The sequence below is a fragment of the Methyloversatilis sp. genome (assembly GCF_965284615.1).
Taxonomy (GTDB): Bacteria; Pseudomonadota; Gammaproteobacteria; order Burkholderiales; family Rhodocyclaceae; genus Methyloversatilis.
The window spans coordinates 788,728-812,082 of the sequence record NZ_OZ260098.1 but is presented as its reverse complement, the minus strand read 5'-3'; the positions used below and the strand labels follow the sequence as shown (position 1 = coordinate 812,082).

Genomic DNA, 23,355 nt, shown 5'->3' with positions numbered 1-23,355 from the left:
TGGCTGGCCGTCAACGCCGATTCAGGCCGGAATCGTGAGCACGCTCGCTCCCGCAACAACACGGTCCTCAGCCGTCCACCCGACGCATCGGCAGCATGTCCGATGCGGTGAAACCATGCCGCGCGTAGAAGCGCTGCGCATCGGCATTGACGCGGTCGGTCAGCAGGGTGATGCGCGGACAGCGCTGTACGCGCGCGAAGTCGATCGCGGCGGTCAGCAGCGCACTGCCCACGCCGGCGCCGCGGGCGGACGGCGCGACCACCATGTCTTCCAGCAGCACCACGCGTTCACCGCGCGCAGTCGATACGGTGAACAGCAGATTCACCATGCCGACGATTTCGCCTTCTCGTCGCGCGACCAGCACGCTGCCAACGCGCGGGTCGCTGACGATCATCGCCAGCCCGCGCGCCTGGGCGGTGGTGTTCGGCGTGAATTCGGCTTCCTGCGCGAACAGCGCGGACAGCAGTCCGCACAGCGCGGGAATGTCGGCGGGTGTGGCGGTATCGATCTGCATCATGCGGGCTCCTGGAATACAACCCGCATGATGACCGGATTCCGGCCGGACGATCTAGTCAGGCAGCCGTTCGAACCGCAACTGGGGCACGCCGTCGATCTCGACCAGCCCGACGAACATGTCATACGGCCTCACCCACAGCCCCGAATCGTTGTACAGCGGCCGGTACAGCACCATGGGCTCCAGCGTTTCGCTGTGGCGGACGACGCCGACCACCTCGTACTCGCCGCCCTTGTAGTGGCGGTAGCGACCGGGGGCAATGGCGGGGAGCGGTGACAGATCACTCATCGGACGGGGTCAGCGCGTGGCTTCGGTTCGGATGTATACCGTCCGATACTTTAGCCGCAGGCGACACGGATTGCAGGTGGGACATCACGGCAGCGAATGCCCCGGATGCACCATCCGCACGCCATGCGACCTGCGCGCTTCTTGTCGCGTCAGCCGCAACGGCGACGGCGCGCGGCCAGGCCTGTCAGACCAAGCCCGGCGAGCAGCATCGCGTACGCGGAGGGCTCCGGCACAGCCAGCACCGCCACGCCGCGCACCTGCGACGGGTTGAACGGCAGATTGGGGTCGAAGTCCTGCTGCGCCCGGATCACTTCCACGGCGTCGCTGCCGTCCAGCGCCATGCGTACGATGCGGCCGGCGCCCTGCGTCGTGTTGCCCTGGGGCGTAGTGAACAGGCCCTGCAGCGCGGATACGTAAATTGTGTCGTCGGTCACGTCAACGCCATTCAGGAAACCGAGCCCGCTGGCCAGCGTGGTCAGACCGCTGCCGTCCAGGTTGGCGCGCTTGACGAAGCCGTCGGTCGTGGTGAGGTAGATGTAGCCACCGGTGACTTCGAAGTCGTAGGAATTCACGCCGGTGAGCAGCGTGTGCGCGCCCGAGCCATCGAGATTCGAGCGCATCAGGCGGTTCGACGTGCCGACCTGGCTCCAGAACACGCTGTCGGCCGTCACGTCGATCGCGAACGGCGAGCTCAGGCCGCTAAGTACGGTCGCCGCCGGCGGAAAGTTCAGCGACAGATCCAGCCTCAGGATGTCGCCCGAGTTCTGCCGCGTCACGTAGAGCATGCCGCCCTGCACATCGATGTCGTAGGCGCCGGCGACGTTATAGGTCTTGAAGCTGCTGCCGTCCGGCAGCATGGACACGACGCGGTTCAGCTGCTGGTCCGGCCACCACAGGCGATCACCGACGAACTCGACGCCATTCGGCCCCTTCACGCGGGTCTGGTCGGTCACCAGCGCGCTCGACGCGCCACCCGGAACGGACGCCGAATTGATCGAACCGATGGTGGCGAACCGCGGCAGAAACTGCTGATAGGTTTCCGACCACACCAACTGGTCGGCCGCAACGGCGGCGAAGCTGCTACAGGACAGCGCAAGCGCGAGGAGGTGACGACCCCGTTTTTTCATTTTTGGTGATCTCCGGATCAGTGCGGCGAAGGATTCTTCGCCCGGCGAGTCGGAGCAAAAGACATTCCTTCGCGCATGAAGCGCCGAAGGGGTGGTGGTGGCAGGCAGAAAGGCCGCAAATCGCCGGAGATGGCGCAAAGACCGGCCAGAGCACAAGACACCTTTCCGCTCAGCCACTTGGCGCCGCCGGACATAGGCTCTCGGCCGCCCGCCCATGCATTGCGCGTAGATCGCTATCGAACCGGCTTCGAGAAATCTGCCCGGTCGTGCGCCGGGCGCCAGACGTCCATGCACGCCGACGGTGCCGGGTGCAAAGAAATCCGACAGGGGATGGACAAGAACCCCGGTCGGGACTAACTTGATTGGAAGTGATTGGGAGTGATTAATGGCTTCAGCAGACACCCGAGTGATGACCGCTCACCTGCCGGTTGCGCTGGCGGAGCAGGTGGACGAATTGGCGGCGCGACTTGAGCGTTCGCGCGGCTGGGTGGTGAAGCAGGCCCTTGCCGCCTACGTCGAGCGCGAAACCGAGCGCTACCGCCTGACGCTGGAAGCGATGGCAGAGGTGGATGCGGGGAGCGCAGTAAGCCACGACGACGTGAAGGCTTGGGCGGCGACCCTCGGCACGGATCTGTCCGGAAAACAGCCTGAATGACCCTCAGATGGACGCGCGCAGCGCTCGGTGATCTGCAACGGCTGCACGCTTTCCTTCGGCCAGTCAATCCGGAGGCCGCGGCCCGCGTGATTCAGCGTCTGAGCGCGGGTCCGGACCTGCTTCAGACCCAGCCGCGCATCGGCACGAAGCTGCCCGAATTTGAACCGCGCGAAGTACGCTACATCCTCATCGGCGACTACGAACTGCGCTATGAAATCACTGCCGATCAGACAGTCTGGATATTGCGCGTATGGCACACGCGCGAGTTTCGTTAACGTACAGCCTGTCGTTGGCGTGATCGCAACCCGCCGATAACCAGATTGGACGAAGCGCGAGCCTGGCAATCGTCGGGACGGCTCGCACAATCCCTCAACGCGGCGCATGATTGATCAGCACGAACGACGGGCGCCAACGGAAGTTCGAGCCTCCGCTCGGGCAAGGACAGACCTCATCCGCCCACCTGCTCCAGCAACACCTCAAACCCCGGCCACCCCTCCTTCGTCAGCGCGAACTTGCTGGTCAACTTGCGACCCTTCCGGTTGTCCTTGTCGCCCGAAGTGAGTCCGTCGATGAAGGCTGCGCGGTCCTCGACCCAGCTGCCGCCGAGCAGGGTCACGCCGCGCGCGAACAAGGCGTCGGGCAGGCAGCCGGCGCTGGGGCCGACCATGGCGAACCAGCGGGCGGCGCGGCAGTGGGCGAGCATGCGGTCCAGCGTGTCGTTGAGCAGCAGCGTGCTGGTGGACAGCACCTTGCCGCAGGTTTCGAGCGCGGCGGCGTCGGTGGTGACGCGCCAGCCCTCTCGCTCGCCGACCGCGCTCTCATCCAGTTCGATCACGGTAAGCCGGGCGCCAGCGGCGACGATGCGCTCCACCAGCGGACCGAACAGGCCGATCATGCCGATGGCCTCCCCCGGCTGCGGGTCCATCTGGCCGATCGAGTCGCTGCTGCCATCCGGCCGGTAGCCGGCGCGATCGAACAGGCAGCGCGTAATCGCGTTGGCGCAGACGAAGCCCAGTGTGCGATCGACGCCCTGCCCGCTCACGTAACGGCGCGCCAGTGCCAGCGCGTCGGCGCCCTTCAGGTCATCGAGGCCGGGGCCGCTGCGCAGGCGCTCAAGTGTGTCGTCGAGCAGCACGTAGGAGAGGCCGATGCTGCCGTCCTCCAGTTCCAGCGCGCAGAACTCGCCCCGTGCGTGGCCGCTCTGGCCGTCGCGGCAGGGTTCGTCCGGCCGTGACGGCGGCAGGTGCAGCGCGCGCACGCGCGGCAGCGGCATGCGGTCGGCGATGCGTTCGATCTGGGCGAGGTAGTCGGTGGCGAAGCTCATGAGGTCGGATCGTCGGACGAAGGTTCGGGTGGCAACAGATCGGCAGGCAGCGGCTGGCCGCGTCGCAGGCCGGCACGCACGGCAGCCGACGCGATTTCGCCGCTGACGGTGGCTTCGCGGTTCTCGGCGGTGCGCAGTGCGCCCGGAAAGTAGAGCGCGGTGAGGCGGTGGGTGTGCACCGGTGAATCGCTGCCGCGCGCGCCGTCGCCGTAGCGGCGCCAGTCGCGCACCGGGTGGATGTGGTCGGCCACTTCGAGGAAGCCGATGGTTTCGCGGTCACCGATCAGCACGCCCTGCACGCGCAAGCCGAGCGCGCGCTTGGCGTCGTCGAGCCGGGCGACCAGTTCCGGCGTGGCGCCGAACTCACCGTCGGAAGCGATCAGCAGATCGGCCATCTGCCAGGCCGCCTGTTCGAGGCAGGCGATGGATTTTTCCAGCGGGCCGCAGATGTCGGTGCCGCCCTTGAAGCCCTGGCCGAGGAAGTGGATGAGCCGGCCGATGCCGTCGGCGTCAACGCCGATCTGCATGTCCACCACCTCACCCGCACCGCCGAAGGCGAACACGTGGCAGGCGCGGCCCTGCGTGTGCGCCGTGCGCACCGCTTCGAGCACGACGGCCTTGGCGACTTCGCCGGCGCCACCCTGCATCGAGCCGGAGGTGTCAACGCAGACCAGCAACGGCCCCATCTCCAGGCGCCGGTCAGGTTGCGGATCGGGCCGCGGCCGCAGCACCGGCGCGTCGATGTGGCGCACCTCGGTCATGCGGTCGTCGTCCTCGTAACAGAGCAGCGTGCGCTCGGCGCGGCGGGCGTGCCACACCAGCCGCAGCGCCGGGTGGCCGAGCAGCACCGATTCGGCCAGCAGCATGCGGGCGATGCGGTCGGCGCGATGCACGCCGCGCGTCTCGCCCGGCATGTCGGGCACGCGCACGGTGCGCTGTTCGGTTCGGCGCGCGACCGCGCTGTCCATCACCTCGACCTGACTGCGACTGGCGTCGTCGCGTTCTTCGGATGGCCGCGCGCGGCCGAGCCGGCGTATGCATTCGGCCAGTTCGGGCAGCCGTTCGAGCAGGCGGCGGATGCGCAGCACCTCGCGCCAGCCTTCGGATTTCAGCAGGCCGGGCAGCAGGTCCCAGCGCGCGTTCTTGCCGTCGTCCGGCAGCTTGCCGAACACCTCCATCAGTTCGTCCATCTGGCCGCGACGGTTCTGCCAGTCGGAACCGAAAGCCTCGATCGCCATGCGCGTGGCGCGCGCCTCGGAAGCGCCACGGTCGCGGTAGTCGGGAATGAGATCCAGGTGGAACAGCAGGCTCTGCACGACCACGTCCGTCAGTTCCTGGCGGCCGGTGCAGTAGGCCGGCAGGTCGAGTTCGGCGAAGGTCTCGCACAGCGCACCGACCAGTTCGGGCACCGGCCAGCACCAGTCGGTAGCCGGCGGTACGCAGCCGCCGATCAGTGCGGCGCGCAGCGCGACCAGCACCGACAGCCGCGGTTCGAGCCGGCCCTGCGCCTGCGTCAGCGCCCCCAGCCACAGCGTGCGCGGCAGCTCGTCGAGCGCGGCCAGCCGCGCTTCACGCGATTCGAACAGCAGCGGCGCCTGCGTGCTCACGCCAGCGGCTCGTGGGCGACCGGCTCCGGCACGTCGGCGTAGCGCACGGCCTCGTCGGCGGACAGCCGCGGCAGGTTCTCGAAACCGCGGCGCGCGTCGCGCGCGCGCTCGGCCAGTTCGGCGATCAGCGAAGCGGTCGCCGCCAGGTGGGCATCGACACGGGCGAGCAGCGCTTCGTCCAGCCACAGCGTGCGGGCGCGGGTGACGGCGAGGCTGGCGCGTTCGGCCGCCAGTTCTTCCGCGTAGGCGGCGATGCGCGCGAGCAGGTCGTCGATCTGCGCGGTGCGCGCGGCGATGTGCGCCGGGCCGTAGCGACGGCGGCGGCTGTAGCTCATACGCAGCGCTCCCGCGCCGCCCTTGGCGTCGCCGATCTCGCCGGCCAGCTCCTCGGCCTTCTCTGTGCCGACTTCCGACGGAGAGAAGCGCAGCCGGCCGGATTCGTCGTAGTCGAGGTCGTTCGCGTTCTGCTCGGTTTCGAGCTGCGCCTGGAAGGCCTGCACGACGCGGGTGAGCCGCGGCGGCGCGTAGGCCTCGCGCACACCGAGGCGCGCATGCAGCCAGTCGGCGACCTCGGCCTGGCGTTCGGCGTCGGGCGCGACGCAGGCGGGCAGCAGCAGCAGGTCCCACAGCCCGACCTCGGCGCGGCCCTCGGCGGCCGCGGCCACGCGCAGCAGCCACACCGTCTTCACCCAGCGACGGTCCGATACGTAAGTGCCTTGCTCCACCATCTGCGCGCGCAGGTCGGCCAGCACGTCAACCACGCGTTGCGGCAGCACAACCTCGTGCGCGGCCAGCGACACCGCGCCAAGGTCCTCGTCGCCGAGCGCGAGCGCCTCCTCGGGCGGCATCCATTCGTCGGCGCAACCCGCTTCGAGCAGCGCGGCAAAGCCATCGGCGCTGACGCGACCGACCGGCACACGTAGCAGGAAGCGGTCGAAGAAGGCCTCACCCACCTCGTCGTCCGGCACCTCGTTGGTGGCACCGATCACGCTGACCAGCGGGCACAACTGACGGCCGGCGCCGTTGTCGAACTCGCGCTCGTTCAGCAGCGTCAGCAGCGCGTTCAGGATGGCGCTGTTCGCCTTGAACACCTCGTCGATGAAGGCGATGGTGGCGTCCGGCAGGAAACCGTCGGTGTGGCGCTCGTAGCGGTCCTCTTCGAGCGCGCGGATGGACAGCGGGCCGAACAGCTCCTCCGGTACCGAAAAGCGGGTGAGCAGGCGCTCGAAGTAGCGGGCGTCGCGGAAGGCGCGGTGCAGACGACGCGCCAGTTCGCTCTTGGCCGTGCCCGGCGGGCCGATCAGCAGCGTATGCTCGCCGGCCAGCGCAGCCAGCAGCGCCAGGCGCACGACGTGGCGGCGCTCGACCAGACCACGCTCCAGCGTGGCGAGCAGCGCGGCCAGGCGCGACGCGAAAGGGGATTCGACGGCGACAGCAGGTGCGGACATCTGGGTGGGTCTCCGTTGTTCAGCGCAGGATGCGGCTGGCGACCAGCGCGTGCGCGCGCTGTGCACAGGCTTCGACGTCGATCTCGTGCAGACCGTTGACGCCGACTTCGAAAATGCCCGCTTCGGTCACGATGAAATCCATCGGAATATCGTGCGGCTGCGGGTGGATGGTGGGGATGCGTGACAGTTCGAAGGCCACGCCTATCTTCAGCGGCTGCACCGCGCAGGCCGCCAGCGTGCGGTCGAAGAAACCGCCACCGTAGCCGAGACGGTAGCCGCGCGCGTCGAAACCGACCGGTGGAATCAGCAGCGCGTGCGGCTGCACGACATTGGTGTCGTCGGGCACCGGCAGGTCGTACACGCCGGGCGTGGTCGCCACACCGGGCCACCATTCGCGGAACACCAGCGGCGCCTTGCGCTCGACCACTTCGGGCAGCGCACCGCGCGCACCCTGCACGCGCAGCGAGCGCAGCAGATGGCGCGAATCGAATTCGCCGCGGAAGGGCCAGCAGAAGCCGACCGTCATGTGCTGCAGCAGCGGAAAGCCGGCTTCCAGATAGCCGGTGATCTCGACATTGCGCGCCATGCGCTGTGCCGGATCGACCGCCTCGCGCTCGGCCAGCAAGCGCTGCCGCTCGGCACGCCGCCAGGCGGCCAGATTGTCCGGGGTGCTCATGCGGGCATCTCCTTCCTGTGTAGACCTGCACTCACCGCACGCAGCATGACGACGGCAAACAGCAGGATGGCCAGCGCGTGACCGGCGCCGGCGACCATCAGCGCATCATGCCGCCCGACGCCCACCGCGACAATGCGCAACGCCAGACTGGCCGCAAGCAGCCACAGCGGCAGACGCGCCAGACCGCTGTACGCCGGGCGCAGCCGCAGCAGCGCCGGCAGGATGATGGGCGCGTGGCCGAACACCATGGCGAACACGAAACCGAGCAGCACTGCGTGCAGTCCGGTCGCGGCGACCGCAGCGGCGTCAACCGACAGTTCCCCGTACAGCCCGAGCAGCGCGCCCACCAGCAGCCACAGATAACCTACAGTCAGGCACTGGGCCGTATGACCCGGCCAGCCGGCGGCGCGCCAGGCGCGCGGCGCGATGTCCCAGCACAGCAGCCAGACAGCCAGCAGCGCGCAGCCCGTCCACAGCGAGAAGGGCAGCAATCCGCTGACACCGAGCGCAATCAGCAGCACTGCGGCGACGAACAGCCGGCGCGCCAGCGGCGGCAGGCGCACCATCTGCGTCAGTTCGCGCCGTTCGCCGGCGATGGTGAGTACGAGGAAGCCAACGCCACCGCGGGTCAGCGCACCGAGATCGCCGTGCAGCATCCACAGCAGCACGCCGATCAGCCAGCACACTGCGCCACCGGCTTCGACCAGCAGATGCAGCGACCAGGCACGGGTGACGCCCGCATAGATATAGAGGGCGACAAGGCCGGCCGCTGCGGCCGCCCAGCAGACCTGGGCCAGCGGCAGCAACACCTGCACCTGCGCCAGCACGCCGCCGATACCTGCCAGCAGCGGCGCCAGCAGGCCGGTCAGTCGCTGCAGCGCGACCGCGCGTTCGAGTGCGATCAGGGTGCCGAAGAACGCGCACAGCATCAGCGCGCCGTGCACCGGCGCCGGCATCGGGGGCAGCGGCACCCCGAGGCGCGCCAGACCGCCGGTCATGCCGGACAGCAACGCGAACGCCGCCAGCAGCGCGCAGGCGGCGACCGCCCTGCCCCACAGCGGCGAGCGCGCCGGTTTCATCCCAGCCGCACCGCGCGACCGTGGCGGTCAACCGGCATCAGGCCGTCGAGCCGGCCGGCCTTGATCGACTCGACCATGCGGTCGAGCGCGCGGTTCAACGTCGGCCGCCGTCGGCGGCTGGCCGTCGCGGCCAGACAGCGCAGCGACGAAGGCAATGGCCCAGTCCGGCGCAAACAGCTGCGACTCTTCGATCAGCGCCGCGAAGTCCTGCAGTTCGTGCGGCGACTTGTCACGCAGACCTGAGGCACCAGCGCCCCGCCCTGCCCCGCCTCGAAGCGGGCGCGCTCGGCCGCGCTGGCGCCGTCCGGCAGTTCGGCTCGGGCGAACACCAGCAGCAGGCGCTGCGGCTCTGGCTGCTGGCGTGCGGCGGCGAGCAGGTCGTCAAAGGTGGAAATCTGCATGCGGAAGGCTCCGTGGATGATCGGGGTGTCTTACCAGCCGAAGCGTAGCTGCAATGCCGGACTCATGCGGCCCGGATGCCACTCGGTGTCCCAGTCGAACTCGACCTTGACCATCCAGCCAGGCGGGCAGGCGGCGCGCAGTGCAGCGGTCGCGTCCTCGATCAGCACCTCGCCCATCGGGCAGGTCGCGCTGGTGGGAATGAGCACGACGTCTACGCGGCCGTCGCCGATGTCGATGTGTTTGAGCAGGCCGAGGTTGACGATGCTTTCCGCCAGCTCCGGGTCGGGCACCGTGTGCAGCGCGGCGCGCAGTGCCTCAATGGTCGGGATGTTCGCGGTCATGAAACCCTCCTGAGTGGCGCGAAGCTGCCCGGCGACTGCGCCAGCAGATCGGCCAGCGTATGACCGTCGAGGTGAGCGAGAAAGGCCTGCAGCGCGCCATCGACGATGGCGGTGAGCCGGCAGCGTCCTTCGAGCGTGCAGCCGGTACGCGGCGTGTCGGTCAGACATTCGACCAGGCGGAAATCCGGCTCGACGCTGCGCACGACCGCACCGAGGCGGATATCGGCCGGCGCCTGTGCCAGCCGCATGCCGCCGCCCTTGCCGCGTATCGTGTCGAGCCAGCCGGCAAGCGCCAGCTGGTGCGTCACCTTCATCAGATGGGCCTCGGAAATGCCGTAGGCCTGCGCCACCTCGGCGATGGTGCACAGCCGTTCCGGATGCTGCCCCACGTGCATCAGCAGGCGCAGCGCGTAGTCGGTCATCGTCGTCAGGCGCATGTTCAGCTCCGGCGGGGCGTGATGGAAACCGGCTGCACGGCCGGGCCGGCGCGGTCCGGCCGTGGGCGGATCATCATCGGGAAGAAGCGCCACAGGTAGAGCGCGAAGGCGAGCGCCCACGCGGTCGCGGCCAGGTGCAGCAGATGCACCGATGCGGCCGAAGGGTGCAGTGCGGCCAGCCGCAGCACGGCGGCGGCGATCACCAGCGCGTAGGCGGTGACCATGCTGGAGTCTGTTTCGAGCGGCCGGCCGAGGTGACCGAGCGCGGTGCGCGTGATCATGCCGATGATGAGCACCGAAAAGCCGCCCATCGCGATCACATGCACGTGCAGCGCGGCCGGCAGACCGGCGCCGGCAGCATGTGCTGCCGCCAGCAGCAGACCGGCGCCGAGCGACACATAGCCGACGTAGAGAATCCACAGCAGCGGCTTGTGCAGCACGCGCCACGGCTTCCAGCTCGCCCACTGCACGAGCGCGATGCCGCCCGCCGCGGCCAGCGCGGCCGCCTGCACGAGCGGCCAGCCGGCGAGCAGACCGAGCACCGCCAGCGCACTCGCAATCAGCTGCGCCATGCCGCTTTTCAGATGGGTGGGCACGGTCAGGCCGGGCACCGCGCGCATGGCGAAGAAGGGAATGACGCGCCGGGCGACCAGCAGCGTGAGCAGCGCCATCACCAGCAGGCCGGCGTTGAAGTGCTGCATCAGCGTGCCGTAGTCGCCGGCGCGGGCGGCGATCAGGAAGGCAGCGTCGGTCGCGCCGAGTGCGAGCAGCATGAAGGGCACGGCGTAGTTGCGGGTATTGCGCGACAGCAGCACCGAACGCCCGAGCGCCGCCGCGGCCAGCGCGAAGAGGGCGACGTCGGCCAGTGCGCCGACCAGGAAGGCGGCGTCGCCCGGCAGCAGGAAGGCGGCGCGTGCCACCATCCACGGCAGGCACAGCACGGCCAGTGCGCGCCCTTCGATCGGGTTGATGCCAGTCCAGGCGCCACCGGCCGTCATCAGGAAGCCGACCGCGATGGTGGCAACGAAGCCCCACAGCATTTCATGCGCGTGCCAGGCCAAGCCGCCCAGCGTGCCGCCCGCCAGCTGCGGCGCAAATATCCATAGCGCCACGGCAACCAGTGCCCACAGCGCGCCAGCCAGGTAGAGCGGGCGGAAGCCCATTTCGAGGAAGGCGTCGGCCGAGGGCGCGTGCGCCGGGCCGGTCGCCGGTTCGTCGATGGAAAGCAGGATGGCCATGTTCGCGGTCCGTCAGGTTCACGGCTGCAAACATATATCCTCGATAGACCTTAAGACTTGACGCAGGACAAGCCGGGCGTCTGCGTCCAACTGAAAGGCCGGAATCAGCGGCCGGTCGAATCCTGCTCGCTGCGGATGACCTCGCCTTCGATGACGCGGCCACCGCTGGCCGGCACGTCGCCGAAGGGCGTCTGCATCGGGTTGTCCATCTGTTCGCGCATGCGCCGACGCAGTTCGCGCGTCTTCCACCACATCCATCCCCAGAACAGCAGGCCGCCGACCACCGCCACGGCGACGACCACCACCGAGAACATGAGGCCGAGCACCAGCAGGCCTCCGGCGGCAATGACCGCGAACAGCTTGCCGAAGAAGCCCTTGGGCTGGATGTGGATCTGCCGGCCGTGCAGGCGCCGGGAGGATGGATCGGTGTACATGCGTGGGCGCCCCTGTCTGTGCGAACCGTCGATATGGGGCTGACCGCGGGCGCTTGCAAGGGTTCGCCGCGATGGCCCAAGGCGCGGGGTCAGAGGTCCTGCTGCGGGAGGGGTCTTCTGACCCCGACAGCGGCCTGTATTGAAGCCCGCGGACTGCAGACGCCGCGTCGCGGTCAGAAGACCGCTCCCACAGGGGTGGGCGCGCGATCCACGATCTGAGCCTGGGGCCGGGGTTCTGTGGGAGGGGTCTTCTGACCCCGACAGCGGCCTGGACCAGAACCTGCAGCCGGAGGGCTGCGACTACAGCCGCCGGTGTGGCTGTTCGACCAGATTCTGGTAAACGTAGCTCTTCAGGAACACCGAAGTCTGCGCGTTGATGTCGTCGAATTCGACGCCATAGGCGGGCTCGCCGGTGTCGGGTACTTCGTGGCGATTGCGGATGTGGCCGCTGACGACGACGCGGGTGCGCACCTTGTGGATATCGAGGATCAACTCCAGCGACACCTTGTCGCCGACCTCGCGGCCGGGTTGCCAGACACGCACTTCGGCGCCGGTGGCACTGAGGTTGGTCACCACCGTGGGCACCGGCTCGTCGGTGTCCATCACGCGGGCGCTGATCGAGGTGGCGATGCGCTCGGCGTTGCGGATCTGCCGCATCGAAATGCGGCGCGGGAACTCGAGATGCAGGTATTCGAAGGGGCGCACCGAACGTTTGCCGACGACGGTGCTGAAACCATAGGCATGGCGACCGGAGAAGGCGCGCACGCTGATGGCGTCACCTTCGATCGGCGGGCCGGCCCAGGGGCGCGTATCCGGCATCGTCACCAGCACGCTCAGCTCGTTCACCCAGCCGATCAGCTTGACCACGCCCGGCTGGTCGCCGAGCTTGGCCGGCGGTTCGATCACCATGCGGTCACCGACCTTGAGGCCGATGTCCTTGAACAGCACGTCCTGGAGTGTGGTCGCAGCATCGCCGGTCTTCACGGCGTCTTCGATGGGGCTGGCGGCTCTGGTATTCATTGTTGTTCCGACACGGCGTAAGGCGTTGATCGGCTACCCGAAACGGGTTTAACGATTTATCCGCGTGGAACTGAAGGGGCCGGAGGCCGTCGGCGCAAAAAATTTTTACATTTCACGCGCCGACCGGCCACCGCGTTCAGAGCAGGTGCTTTGCCGCCTCCAGACCCTTCTGCGCGCACTCCTCGTCCTCTGCCTCGCTGCCGCCGCTGACGCCGACGCCACCGATGTGCACACCCTTCGACGTCATGATGGGCAAGCCACCGATGATGGAAGTGGTGCGCGGCAGCACTTCCGCGCCCGGAATGCCCTTCGCCAGATCGCGGAACTGACGGGTGGACACCGGCAGGCTGGCCGACGTGTCGGCCTTCAGTTGCGCGACCTGCACGCTGATCAGGATGCTGCCGTCCATCCGGCTGAAGTACTTCGGGTTGCCGGCGCTGTCATGCACCGCGGTAATCATGCGCCAGCCCTTGCTGGCGGCGTACTTTTCGCAGCCCTCGGCAATCGCCTTGGCGGTGGTCAGGTCGAGCGCCGGCTGCGCGGTCTGTGCGTGTGCGCTGCCCGCCGCGAGGGCGAAGGCGAGCGCTGCGGTGATGCGTGTTTTCATATCGTGTTCTCCTTGTTGTGGTGTGACAGGCTCAGAACCAGTTTTCTTCGTCGGCCGCGGCCGCCTTCTTGTCGGCGACCTGCACGCGCTTCGCCTCTTCGCGCAGGAAGGCGATGATCTGGCGGATCTCTTCCGGCTTGAGCGCCGGGCCGAAACCGCCCATCTGGGTGTTCGGCCGGCCTTCGGAAATGATCTTGAACATGTAGTCGTCGGAATTCGCGCCGCCCGGGCCCCAGGCGCCCTTGACCAGCTGCGGGCCCTTGCCGCCCTTGCCGCGCGAGTTGTGGCATTGCTGGCAGTTGCGACCGAACAGTTCCTCGCCAGCGCTGGCGTCGCTGGCCGCGGGCGCGCCGCCGCCGGGGCCACCGGGGCCGAAGGCCAGCGCCTGTGCAGCGCCGAGCGTCAGCGTGAGCGCGATGGCGTATCGCGCGGCCGCGCGTGTCAGGGGGTAGGTCATGAAATGTGCTCCATCGGAAATGCGGTGGGTCCGGCCGCGACAGGCGCCGCCGGACGGTGAATCAGAACCAGAGGTCGTCCTCGGCGCCGGCCTTCGATTTCTCGGCCGCCTTAACGCGCTTGGCCTCTTCGCGCAGGAAAGCGACGATCTGCCAGATCTCCTGCTGCGTCAGCGCCGGACCGAAGCCGCCCATCTGCGTGTTCGGGCGGCCGTTGGCGATGATTCCGTACATGTAGCCATCGGTGTTGGCACCGCCCGGTCCCCAGGCGCCCTTGACCAGCTGCGGGCCCTTGCCGCCCTTGCCGCGCGAGTTGTGGCACTGCTGGCAGTTGCGGCCGAACAGCTCTTCGCCCGCTTTCGCAGCTTCCGGGTCGTTGGCCAGCGGATTGGTGGCCGGGATGGCGTCGTCGGCCTGCGCTCCGGCGATCAGGCCGGCGAGCAGCAGGCTCGCTGCGATGACACGAAACATCTGCAACTCCATTCGAATGCGGTGGCGCCGGCGGCGAGCCGCCAGCGTCGGTGGATCACGGGAAGCCGGCCCGGCGCGCGATGGCGTCCAGCGTGCCGTCGGCCTTGAGCGCCGCCAGCGCGTCGTTCACCGCGCTGCCGAGCGCCGCGTCGGCGCGCCGGCTGGCGATGACGAAACGGGTGGTCAGCGACGGTTCGGTCAGCACCTGACGTACGCCGATGCCGTCCGGCGGCGGAGCGTCAGCCAGGCGGCCGGCCCACACCAGTGCGCCAGCGATCTCGCCGCGCGCGAGCGCCTCCATCACCTGCCGGTGATTGCCGTAGGGCGTGCGGTTGTAGCCACCCGCCAGCAGGTGCAGGTCAGCTGGCGTCGCGGTGACGGCGCCGACCCTGGCCTTGCCCAGATCGGACAGCGACTTCACCTTGCCCGCAGCGGGAGCGACCAGCGCATAGCCGACCGACAGATAGGGTGTGGAGGCGACCAGGCCGCGTTCGGCCAGATCCTCACCGCCGCCCTCGGTTTCCGGCAGGCCGACGAACAGCTCGCAGGCGCCGGCCTGTATCGACTGCTTCAGCGCCCGCCCCATGCCGCCGCGCGACGGCACGACGATCCAGTTCAGTTTCGGTTCGCGACCGAGCTTCGTCGCCAGCGCCTGCACGACCTCGACGTCGAGGCCGCGGGCACCGCCCGCGCTGGACGAGAACGGTTCGTTGCCGTTGACCACGCAGGCGGTGAGCGGCGCTGCATGCACGACGGAGGACAGCGCCAATGCGAGCGCGCAGGCGGCGGTGCGGAATACGGTGGACTTCGTCATGACGATACGGGGCGCCCTTGCGGGCGCCCCGGCTCCATTACTCGGCGAGGCCGAAGATCATCATGCCGCCACCGCGATTCTGGTGCTTGAACAGCTCGTCATACACCAGCGGCCACAGGCTGCCGCCGCCCGGGCCATACACGATGGCCACGTACTGCTTGCCGTCAACGGTGAAGGTGGTCGGGTTGCCGTGGATGCCAGTGCCGACGTTGAAGCGCCACAGTGCCTCGCCGGTGTCGTCGCGCATCGCGTGGAACCAGCCCTCGGCGTCGCCGGCAAACACCACACCACCGGCGGTGGCCAGCATGCCGCTGGTGGCCGGCGTGCTCTGCGGACGCTGCCACACCAGTTCGCCGGTGGTGGCGTTGAACGCCTTGATGCCACCGGTGTAGGGGTTGGCCTTCAGCACCTTGGACGACAGGAACCACTCACCCTTCTTCCATTCCATCTTCTTGGCCTGGATGTCCATCGAGCTGTCGATGTAGGGCACGTAGAGCAGCTTGGTCTGCGGGCTGTAGGCCGCCGGGTGCCATTCCTTGCCGCCGTCGAGAATCGGCGCGATGTCCTTCACGATCTTGTCGTAGCCCGGCACCTTGTCCGGATTCACGATGGGCCGGCAGTTGTCGCCCCAGCTCTTGACCCAGTTCACACGCGCGATCGGCACCACCCAGTTGCATTTGCCGGTGGTGCGGTCGATCGAGTACAGGTGACCGTTGCGGTCGCCGTGCAGCCACACCTTGCGGCCCTTCTCGTCGTCCACCAGGATGGTTTCGTTATTGCCGTCGTAGTCCCAGGCGTCGTTCGGCGTGTACTGGAAGTGGTTCTTGATCTTGCCGGTACGCGCATCCATGATCAGCGTCGAGTTGCTGTACAGGTTGTCGCCCTTGCGCACGCTCGGATCGAAGTCCGGCGTCGGGTTGCCGACACCCCAGTAGATGGTGTTGGTCTTCGCATCGTAGTTGCCGGTCAGCCATGCCGACGAGCCCCCCGTGCGCCACGAGTCGTTGGCCCAGGTCTTGGCGTTCGGATCGTTGGCGTCGGTCGGCCGGGTAGTCGTCTGCCACACGATTTCGCCAGTATCCGGATCGAGCGCGGTGATCTTGCCGACGTTGCCGCCGACGTCGCCGCCCGAGTTGCCGACCACGATCTTGCCGTCGGCCACCAGCGGCATCGAGGTGTAGATCTCGCCGGTCGTGTAGTCGCCCAGCTTCTTCTCCCACACCACCTTGCCGGTCGTGTTGTTCAGCGCGACGACGTGAGTGTCCAGCGTCGCCATGTAGACCATGTCCTTGTACACGGCCACGCCGCGGTTCACCGCCTCGCAGCACAGGCGCGGGCCGAGGTCGCCCGGCAGCGAGCGCTCGTACTTCCAGATCATGCGGCCGGTCAGGCCATCGATCGAGAACACCTTGTTCTGGCTGGCGGTCACGTAGATGCGGCCATTCACCACCGTGGTCTGGCTGTCCTGCGCATCATTGACGCCGAAGGACAGGTTCCACTTCGGCACCAGCTTCTTCACGTTGTCCTGGGTCACCTGGCGCAGTTGCGAGAAGCGCGTGCCCTGGTAGTCCTTGCCGTAGTGCAGCCAGTTGTTGGCGTCCTTGTCGGCGTGGATGAGCATGTCGTCGCTGACGTAGTTCGGGCGCCACTTGAAAGTGGCTTCGAGCACGTTGATGCCGAGCGGGGGCTCCGGATCCTCAGCGTGGACGACGATCGGGGTGAGCAGCAGCGCTGCCAGCAGACTCCCTGCAACCGAACTCAATGCGCCGGGCCGCAGTGCGCGGCCGTTGTGCTTGTTCATCAGGCTTCCTCCGTTGTTGTGGATGCGCATGCCCGGTCACCGGCCCGGTTTTTATCGGCCGGTACCTGCGGAACTTCCTGCGTTCCGATGACACACGCAGGCATACGCCTGCAGCATTCGTGCCACTGAGGAGGTGCCAGATCGGTTACGGCGGAAATCGGGAACAGGCGGCGCTATCCGGCGAACGGGACGCCGACCCGCCGTTTTCAGGAGGTCGTCCCTGAGACAGTCGGAGGCGGGTGGATGAGACAGCTGTCTCGAAAAAAATGCGCTACAAATGTCGCAGCAAGGAAATCTTGAGAGGCATCGACCCGCGCCCGCGATGACGCGCGGCGCCCCCGACGCGTGGCTTCAGCGCCCCTCGAATTTCGGCGTGCGCCGTGCGATGAAGGCGGTCACCGCCTCGGCGAAATCCTGGGTCGCGGCGCAGCGGCCGAAGGCGGCGGCTTCGTCGGCCAGTTGCTGCGCCAGCGGCTGGCCCGACGTATTCAGAAGTCGCTTGATTTCCGCCCAGCCGTGGCGCGGACCGCTCGCCAGACGCTCGACCTCGGCTTCGACCGCATCATCGAACTCAGCCACCGTCACGACGCGCTCGACCAGTCCCAGCGCCTTCGCCTCGTGCGCGTCGAAGCGGCGTGCACTCCACATCAGTTCGCGCGCCCGCCGCTCGCCGAGAGCACGCACCAGGAAGTGCGACTGACCGCCGGCCCCCGGCTGCGCGAGCCCGATGCCGGCGGTGCTGAACACCGCATCTTCGGCCGCGATAGCGATGTCGGACGCCAGCATCAGCGACAGTCCGTAACCGACGCAATCGCCGCGCACCGCGGCCACCACCGGCTGGTGCGCGTGACGCAACGCCAGGATGACGGGATTGACCCAGTTCTCGACCAGTGCTCGAAAAGTGGCCAGACGCGCCGGCGCATCCAGCGGCAGACTCTGCGAAAACTCGTGCACGTCGCCGCCGGCACTGAAGCTCGCCCCGTCGCCGCGCAGCAGCAGCACGCGGCACTCTGGGTCGGGCAGCGCCCGCTCCACCGCCTCGCGCAATGACTGCATCATCGCCGTCGTGTAGGCGTTGCGCCGCGACGGGCGCGACATGGTAAGCGTGGCGACGCCACGTTCGAGCGTGCTCAGGATGTGGCCGGAATCGTTGGATGTCATCTGCAGGACAGTCTCAAGGACGAAGGCGCGAGCTTATACCGCCGGCGGAAGCCTGAACTAAAGCCTGCAGTCCGCCACAGCCGCATCGCGACCAACGGTCGCTCCCACAAGAGAGCATTCAACGCGCGCCGGAGGATCCGGGGTGTCGTGGGAGCGAGCTTGCTCGCGATAGCGGCCTGGACCGAAGTCTGCGGCCGGCCGACGCCGCGTCGCGGCCAAGGCCGCTCCCACAATAGAGCAGTCACCGCCCACCGCCGGAGCCGCGGTCCTGTGGGAGCGAGCTTGCTCGCGATGACGACCTGAACCGGAGCCCGCGGCCTGCCAGCGCTGCGTCGCGGCCGAGGCCGCTCCCACAGAATCATCGGCGCGGGTCGTTGCCGAGGCCTCCTGTGGGAGCGGCCTTGGCCGCGACTGAGCCTTCGCTCAGGCGCCGTCGATGTTCCGCTCACACCTTCTCGAATATGCCGGCCGCACCCATGCCGGTGCCGATGCACATGGTCACCATGCCGGTGCGTGCCTCACCACGCTGCATCGCCGCGATGAGGGTGGCGGTGCGGATAGCGCCGGTGGCGCCCAGCGGATGGCCGAGCGCGATGGCGCCGCCCAGCGGATTCACGTTCGACGGGTCGAGATCGAGCGTGCGCATGACGGCCAGCGCCTGGGCGGCGAAGGCCTCGTTCAGTTCGATCCAGTCAATATCGGCCTGCGCCATGCCGGCCTGTTTCAGTGCGCGCGGAATTGCCTCGACCGGGCCGACGCCCATGATTTCCGGCGGCACGCCGGCCACCGCGAAGCTGCGGAAGCGCGCGATCGGCGTCGCACCGGTGCGCTGCACCGCTGCCTCCGACATCAGCAGCACCGCCGCCGCGCCGTCCGACATCTGCGAACTGTTGCCGGCGGTGACCGAGCCGCGCGCGGCAAACACCGGCCGCAGCTTCGCGAGACCTTCGGCGCTGGAATCGGCGCGCGGGCCTTCGTCGGTATCGAACACGCGTTCGACGATGCGCACCGTATTGCTCGCCAGATCGGGCAGATGGCTGCGCACCGTGTAGGGCAGGACTTCACCAGCGAAGCGGCCGGCAGCGATCGCCGCCAGCGCGCGCCGATGGGATTCGAGCGCGAAGGCGTCCTGGTCCTCGCGCGACACGGCGTACTTGTGCGCCACCTTCTCTGCCGTCAGGCCCATGCCGTAGGCGATGGCCACGTTCTCCGGCGACTCGAAGGCGCGCGGATTCACCGTCACCTTGTTGCCCATCATGGTCGGCATCACCGTCATCGATTCGGTGCCCGCGCCGATGGCGATGTCGCACTGGCCGGTCATGATCTTCAGCGCCGCATCGGCTACCGCGTTGAGCCCGCTGGCGCAGAAGCGGTTCACCGTGACGCCCGGCACCGACACCGGGAAACCGGCCAGCAACAGACCGATGCGGGCGACATTCATGCCCTGCTCGGCTTCCGGCATCGCGCAGCCGACGACCACGTCGCCGATGTCGTTCAGGTCGAATTCGGGCACCGCGTTGACCACGCCGCGCAGCGCGTGCGCCAGCATGTCGTCCGGCCGCACGTGGCGGAAGGCGCCGCCCTTCTTCGCCACCGCCGTGCGTTTGGCGGCGACGATGTAGGCATCCTGTATCTGTTTCATCGCGAATCTCCCGTCAGTTCCGCAGCGGCTTGCCGGTGTCCATCATGTGCGCGATACGCGCCTGCGTTTCCTTCGTCTTCAGCAGATCGACGAACAGCGCGCGCTCGACTTCGAGCAGCCACTGTTCGTTCACCCGCGCGCCGGTTTCGATGTCGCCGCCGCACAGCGCGGTCGCCGACGCGTGCGCGACGCGGTAGTCGTGCGCCGAAATCAGGCCGCCCTCGCGCATGTTCACCAGCATCATGTCCAGCGTCGCGATGCCGCTGCGCCCGGCCACCGGAATGTCCACCGCCGGCAGCGGCGGCCGCCAGGCGCTGTCGGCCATCGCCACCGCGTTGCGACGGGCGACGTGCAGCAGTTCGCTGGCGTGCATGACGACCACGTCCTCCTGCTTCAGCAGGCCCAGTTCCTGAGCGTGGCGTGCGCTCTTCGATACGTTCGCCATGGCGATGGTCTGGAACACCGACTGCAGGAAATTCATCGGGTCCTTCGTCGCCGACGCCTCGGCCGCACGGGCGGCGCGGATGGCGAATTCCTTGCAGCCGCCGCCAGCCGGAATCAGACCCACGCCCGCTTCAACGAGGCCGATATAGCTTTCCAGCGCCACCACCGCGCGCGGTGAATGCATGACGAATTCGCAGCCGCCACCGAGCGCCATGCTCTGCACCGCGGTGATCACCGGCACCTGGGCGTACTTGATCGCCATCGATGCCTGCTGGAAGTCGTTGATCACGCGTTCCAGCGTCACGAAGTCGCCCGCTTCGAGCACCGGGCGGATCTGCTTCAGATTGGCGCCGACCGAGAACGGCCCTTGCGGCTGCCAGATCACCAGGCCGTCGAAATCGCGTTCGGCGCGCGCGATCGCTTCGCGGATGCCGTCCAGCACCTTCGGCCCGACGCAGGACATGCGGCTCTTGAAGGACAGCACCGGCACCCGCTCGCCGTCGGCGTCGTCCAGCGTCCACAACCTCACCTCCTCGCCTTCCCAGACGGTGTGCGTCGCGCGTGGCACTTCGGCCAGTACGCGCTCCGGGAAGAGCTGGCGCGGCGACGCGCTGCGCGCCTCCAGCTTCGCGGCGGAAGCCGACCACGAACCGCCGGCCTCGTGCACGCCGTGGCGCTCGAACACCCAGGCCGGCAGCGGCGCGTCCGACATCGCACGGCCGGCCGCGATGTCCTCGCGCAGCCACCCGGCGACCTGCTGCCAGCCGGCGCCCTGCCAGGTTTCGAACGGGCCGGCGCTCCAGCCGAAGCCCCAGCGCATCGCGAAGTCAACGTCGCGCGCGTTGTGCGCGATGTCGCCCAGATGGACGGCGACGTAATGAAACACGTCGCGGAAGATGGACCACAGGAACTGCGCCTGCGGATGCTCGCTGGCACGCAGCGCGGCCAGCTTCATCGCCGGATCGCGCTCCGCGAGGATGGCCTGCACCTCGTCGGCAATGGCGCCGGCTGCGTCGCGGTAGTCCTGCTGCGCGAGGTCGAGCACCTTGATCGTCTTGCCGTCCTTGCGATAGACGCCGGCCTTCGTCTTCTGGCCGAGCGCACCGCGCTCGACCAGTGCGGCCAGCCAGGCCGGCGCGACGTAATGACGATGCCAGGGGTCGCCCTGCAGGTTGTCGGTCATGGTCTTGACGACGTGCAGCAGCGTGTCGAGGCCGACCACGTCGGCGGTGCGGTAGGTGGCCGACTTCGGCCGGCCGATGGCCGGGCCGGTCAGCGCGTTGACCTCGTCGAAACCGAGGCCCAGCCGGGTGGTGTGGTGCATCGCCGCCAGCATCGAAAACACGCCGATGCGGTTGGCGACGAAGTTGGGCGTGTCGAGCGCGCGCACCACGTTCTTGCCCAGCGTCGTGGTGAGGAAATCCTCCAGCCGGTCGAGCAGCGCAGCGTCGGTGCCGCGCGCCGGAATCAGTTCGACCAGCGCCATGTACCGCGGCGGATTGAAGAAATGCACGCCGCAGAAACGGCTGCGCATCGCTTCCGGACAACCGTCGGCCAGCGCGTTGATCGACAGGCCGGAGGTGTTGGTGGCGAAGATCGCATCGCTGCGCAGGTGCGGCGCCACCTTGGCGTACAGGCCGTGCTTCCAGTCCATGCGCTCGGCGATCGCTTCGATCACCAGATCGCAGTCGGCCAGTCGCGCCGCGTCGCGGTCGTAGTTCGCCACTTCGATATGGGCGGCGCGGTCGGCGGTGGCCAGCGGCGCCGGTTCGAGCTTCTTCAGGCCGGCGATCGCGCGCTTCACGATGGCGTCGGGGTCACCCTCCTTCGCGGCGAGGTCGAACAGGATGACGGGGACGTTCGCGTTGGCGCAGTGGGCGGCGATCTGCGCGCCCATCACGCCGGCGCCCAGTACGGCGACGCGACGGATGCGGAATCTGGAGGATGTCACGATGCGGACTCCCGGGAGAGGCGGTCCGGCCGCGCGCAGCGACCGGACCGGGTACGACAGGAAGGACGGGATCAGAAGCGGGTCGAGTACTGCACGCCGAGGATGTCGACCGAGTTCTCGTACTCGCCGACCAGCGCGCCCTTAAGCAGCGCGCTGCCACCGTCGTTGTTCACCTTCGCGTCCTTAACGAACAGATGGGCGTAGCCGACGTCAACCGCCGAGGTCGCATTCGGGCGCCACTGCAGGCCCAGCGACAGCCACACGCGGTCCTCGTCCGGCACGCGCGGCAGACGCGTGGTATCGCGCACCGGCGTCTGGTCCCAGGCCAGGCCGAATTTCAGACTCAGCGCGTCGGTGTAGGCATAGGTGCCGCCGAAAGCGACGCGCCAGGTGTCGCGCCAGCGCAGTTCTTCGGTCGTCACGTTGACGCCATCGACCCGGTTCACCGTCAGATCCTGGAGCGTTGACCAGCCGGTCCAGCTGATGTCACCGAGCATCGTCCAGCGATCGGATATCTTCTGTGCGACGCTGAACGTCGCCGTATCCGGCAACTCGACATCGGCGGTCACATCGCCGCCACGCCCTGCGTTCAAGGCCGTCGCCACGATGTTGCCGGTCGCATTCAGGCCGGTGAAGCGGGCCGTGCCCTCGAGCTTGTAGTCCATCTTCGAACGGTAGGCTGCGCCGAGGCGGGTGGTATCCGACACCTGCCACATCAGACCCGCGTTCCAGCCCCAGGCGGTGTCATCACCCTTGATCCGGCCGCTGGCGAGCGATCCGGCCAGGCCTGGATTGGTCACGAGATTGGTCAGGTCGGCATCGATGCGCTGGAAATTCACGCCGACGCCGATGGACAGCACGTCGTTCACCTTGAAGGCGATCGACGGATTGATGTTGACGGTCTTGATTTCGGACTTCACGGCATGGAAACGCCCGACCCAGTCAGCACCGTATTCCGTCTTCAGGCCGAACGGCGCGCCAACGCCAAGACCTGCGAACAGACGGTCAGTCAGCTGCCAGCTCATATAGCCAGCAGGAATGGCCGCCCAGTCACCGGCGTCGCCGCCGTTACCGCCGATACCCTGGCCCGGAGGCACCGTGGATCCCTGGTTGTCGAACTTGGCCGAAGGCCGTACCAGGTTGACCGAGAAGGCCACATTGCGCCCGGGCAGCAGCGTCATGCCGGCCGGGTTGAAGAACACCGTGCTGGCGTCCTCGGCGACCGCCGCGCTGCCGGCATAGGCGTTACCGAGGCCGCTCGCGTTGCCTTCGAGCAGCTGGAAGGCGGCGGCGTGGCTGGCGGTCGAGCCGAAGGCGCCGATCGCCAGGGCCAGAACCTTCATCGTGGCACCGTGGCTGCGGCGCTGTTTCGTCTGCGTCATGACTCCTCCTCTGTGCGTCGTAAATGGTGCTGCGATC

The 23,355-nt window shown here is 68.1% G+C and carries 26 protein-coding genes; 2 read left to right on the top strand and 24 right to left on the bottom strand.

The genetic code is table 11. The features are described from left to right. Window positions 1–67 precede the first annotated feature (67 nt). The 3 genes from ACQ66H_RS04020 to ACQ66H_RS04010 all read right to left on the bottom strand — a co-directional run bounded on the left by ACQ66H_RS04020 (window position 68) and on the right by ACQ66H_RS04010 (window position 1,929). A complete protein-coding gene (locus tag ACQ66H_RS04020; RefSeq protein WP_430432905.1) occupies window positions 68–517 on the bottom strand; it encodes a GNAT family N-acetyltransferase in 450 nt (149 codons plus the stop codon). A 51-nt stretch (window positions 518–568) separates the two neighbouring features. Further along, entirely contained in the window at window positions 569–802 is a 234-nt protein-coding gene (locus ACQ66H_RS04015; protein WP_430432904.1) for a DUF1653 domain-containing protein, read from the bottom strand. A gap of 149 nt (window positions 803–951) precedes the next feature. Next, complete coding sequence (locus ACQ66H_RS04010) at window positions 952–1,929, bottom strand: DUF5050 domain-containing protein (RefSeq protein WP_430432903.1); 978 nt, start codon at window positions 1,927–1,929, stop codon at window positions 952–954. A gap of 385 nt (window positions 1,930–2,314) precedes the next feature. On the opposite strand from ACQ66H_RS04010, the gene ACQ66H_RS04005 reads away from it, so the two are divergent. Then, window positions 2,315–2,584, top strand: coding sequence for a CopG family ribbon-helix-helix protein (locus ACQ66H_RS04005; RefSeq protein WP_430432902.1), 270 nt, complete (start codon window positions 2,315–2,317; stop codon window positions 2,582–2,584). After that, window positions 2,581–2,859, top strand: coding sequence for a type II toxin-antitoxin system RelE/ParE family toxin (locus ACQ66H_RS04000; RefSeq protein ID WP_024300629.1), 279 nt, complete (start codon window positions 2,581–2,583; stop codon window positions 2,857–2,859). Before ACQ66H_RS04005 ends, ACQ66H_RS04000 begins: the two co-directional genes overlap by 4 nt. 173 nt (window positions 2,860–3,032) lie before the next feature. On the opposite strand, the gene ACQ66H_RS03995 is transcribed toward ACQ66H_RS04000, so the two are convergent. The 21 genes from ACQ66H_RS03995 to ACQ66H_RS03895 all read right to left on the bottom strand — a co-directional run bounded on the left by ACQ66H_RS03995 (window position 3,033) and on the right by ACQ66H_RS03895 (window position 23,318). Next, window positions 3,033–3,908 carry a Rossmann-like domain-containing protein gene (locus ACQ66H_RS03995; RefSeq protein WP_430432901.1) on the bottom strand — a complete coding sequence of 292 codons (876 nt, stop codon included), beginning with the start codon at window positions 3,906–3,908 and terminating at the stop codon, window positions 3,033–3,035. Continuing rightward, the gene (locus tag ACQ66H_RS03990) at window positions 3,905–5,515 is read right to left on the bottom strand and encodes a VWA domain-containing protein (protein ID WP_430432900.1); all 1,611 of its coding nucleotides are present in this window, start codon (window positions 5,513–5,515) and stop codon (window positions 3,905–3,907) included. The genes ACQ66H_RS03995 and ACQ66H_RS03990 overlap by 4 nt, the downstream gene beginning before the upstream one ends. Then, entirely contained in the window at window positions 5,512–6,963 is a 1,452-nt protein-coding gene (locus tag ACQ66H_RS03985; protein WP_430432899.1) for an AAA family ATPase, read from the bottom strand. The genes ACQ66H_RS03990 and ACQ66H_RS03985 overlap by 4 nt, the downstream gene beginning before the upstream one ends. 19 nt (window positions 6,964–6,982) lie before the next feature. Then, window positions 6,983–7,639 (bottom strand): 5-formyltetrahydrofolate cyclo-ligase, encoded by a 657-nt coding sequence (locus ACQ66H_RS03980; protein ID WP_430432898.1) that lies wholly within the window; start codon window positions 7,637–7,639, stop codon window positions 6,983–6,985. After that, window positions 7,636–8,718 (bottom strand): hypothetical protein, encoded by a 1,083-nt coding sequence (locus ACQ66H_RS03975; RefSeq protein ID WP_430432897.1) that lies wholly within the window; start codon window positions 8,716–8,718, stop codon window positions 7,636–7,638. The genes ACQ66H_RS03980 and ACQ66H_RS03975 overlap by 4 nt, the downstream gene beginning before the upstream one ends. Then, complete coding sequence (locus ACQ66H_RS03970; protein ID WP_430432896.1) at window positions 8,715–8,873, bottom strand: hypothetical protein; 159 nt, start codon at window positions 8,871–8,873, stop codon at window positions 8,715–8,717. Before ACQ66H_RS03970 ends, ACQ66H_RS03975 begins: the two co-directional genes overlap by 4 nt. Before the next feature lie 36 nt (window positions 8,874–8,909). Next, window positions 8,910–9,119, bottom strand: a complete 210-nt coding sequence (locus tag ACQ66H_RS03965; protein ID WP_430432895.1) for a hypothetical protein — start codon at window positions 9,117–9,119, stop codon at window positions 8,910–8,912. A gap of 30 nt (window positions 9,120–9,149) precedes the next feature. Further along, window positions 9,150–9,461 (bottom strand): metal-sulfur cluster assembly factor, encoded by a 312-nt coding sequence (locus ACQ66H_RS03960; RefSeq protein ID WP_430432894.1) that lies wholly within the window; start codon window positions 9,459–9,461, stop codon window positions 9,150–9,152. Then, window positions 9,458–9,898 (bottom strand): RrF2 family transcriptional regulator, encoded by a 441-nt coding sequence (locus tag ACQ66H_RS03955; protein ID WP_430432893.1) that lies wholly within the window; start codon window positions 9,896–9,898, stop codon window positions 9,458–9,460. Before ACQ66H_RS03955 ends, ACQ66H_RS03960 begins: the two co-directional genes overlap by 4 nt. Window positions 9,899–9,900: 2 nt before the next feature. Continuing rightward, complete coding sequence (locus ACQ66H_RS03950; protein ID WP_430432892.1) at window positions 9,901–11,136, bottom strand: NnrS family protein; 1,236 nt, start codon at window positions 11,134–11,136, stop codon at window positions 9,901–9,903. Window positions 11,137–11,240: 104 nt separating this feature from the next. Beyond that, complete coding sequence (locus ACQ66H_RS03945) at window positions 11,241–11,570, bottom strand: hypothetical protein (RefSeq protein ID WP_430432891.1); 330 nt, start codon at window positions 11,568–11,570, stop codon at window positions 11,241–11,243. Between the two features lie 300 nt (window positions 11,571–11,870). Beyond that, window positions 11,871–12,590 carry a flagellar brake protein gene (locus ACQ66H_RS03940; protein WP_430432890.1) on the bottom strand — a complete coding sequence of 240 codons (720 nt, stop codon included), beginning with the start codon at window positions 12,588–12,590 and terminating at the stop codon, window positions 11,871–11,873. Between the two features lie 136 nt (window positions 12,591–12,726). Further along, window positions 12,727–13,197, bottom strand: coding sequence for a GlcG/HbpS family heme-binding protein (locus ACQ66H_RS03935; protein ID WP_430432889.1), 471 nt, complete (start codon window positions 13,195–13,197; stop codon window positions 12,727–12,729). A gap of 31 nt (window positions 13,198–13,228) precedes the next feature. After that, window positions 13,229–13,654, bottom strand: a complete 426-nt coding sequence (locus ACQ66H_RS03930; protein WP_430432888.1) for a c-type cytochrome — start codon at window positions 13,652–13,654, stop codon at window positions 13,229–13,231. Between the two features lie 61 nt (window positions 13,655–13,715). Further along, window positions 13,716–14,123, bottom strand: a complete 408-nt coding sequence (locus ACQ66H_RS03925; RefSeq protein ID WP_430432887.1) for a c-type cytochrome — start codon at window positions 14,121–14,123, stop codon at window positions 13,716–13,718. 55 nt (window positions 14,124–14,178) lie between these two features. Further along, on the bottom strand, window positions 14,179–14,937 hold the full coding sequence (locus ACQ66H_RS03920) for a substrate-binding periplasmic protein (RefSeq protein WP_430432886.1): 759 nt from the start codon (window positions 14,935–14,937) through the stop codon (window positions 14,179–14,181). Between the two features lie 37 nt (window positions 14,938–14,974). Further along, complete coding sequence (locus ACQ66H_RS03915) at window positions 14,975–16,738, bottom strand: PQQ-dependent dehydrogenase, methanol/ethanol family (RefSeq protein WP_430432885.1); 1,764 nt, start codon at window positions 16,736–16,738, stop codon at window positions 14,975–14,977. A 351-nt stretch (window positions 16,739–17,089) separates the two neighbouring features. Beyond that, window positions 17,090–17,899 (bottom strand): enoyl-CoA hydratase/isomerase family protein, encoded by an 810-nt coding sequence (locus ACQ66H_RS03910; protein WP_430432884.1) that lies wholly within the window; start codon window positions 17,897–17,899, stop codon window positions 17,090–17,092. A gap of 445 nt (window positions 17,900–18,344) precedes the next feature. Continuing rightward, a complete protein-coding gene (locus tag ACQ66H_RS03905; protein WP_430432883.1) occupies window positions 18,345–19,541 on the bottom strand; it encodes an acetyl-CoA C-acyltransferase in 1,197 nt (398 codons plus the stop codon). A 13-nt stretch (window positions 19,542–19,554) separates the two neighbouring features. Further along, window positions 19,555–21,936, bottom strand: a complete 2,382-nt coding sequence (locus tag ACQ66H_RS03900) for a 3-hydroxyacyl-CoA dehydrogenase/enoyl-CoA hydratase family protein (protein WP_430432882.1) — start codon at window positions 21,934–21,936, stop codon at window positions 19,555–19,557. 71 nt (window positions 21,937–22,007) lie between these two features. Beyond that, window positions 22,008–23,318: an OmpP1/FadL family transporter gene (locus tag ACQ66H_RS03895; protein ID WP_430432881.1), complete on the bottom strand. Its 1,311-nt coding sequence runs from the start codon at window positions 23,316–23,318 to the stop codon at window positions 22,008–22,010. Between the last annotated feature and the right edge of the window lie 37 nt (window positions 23,319–23,355).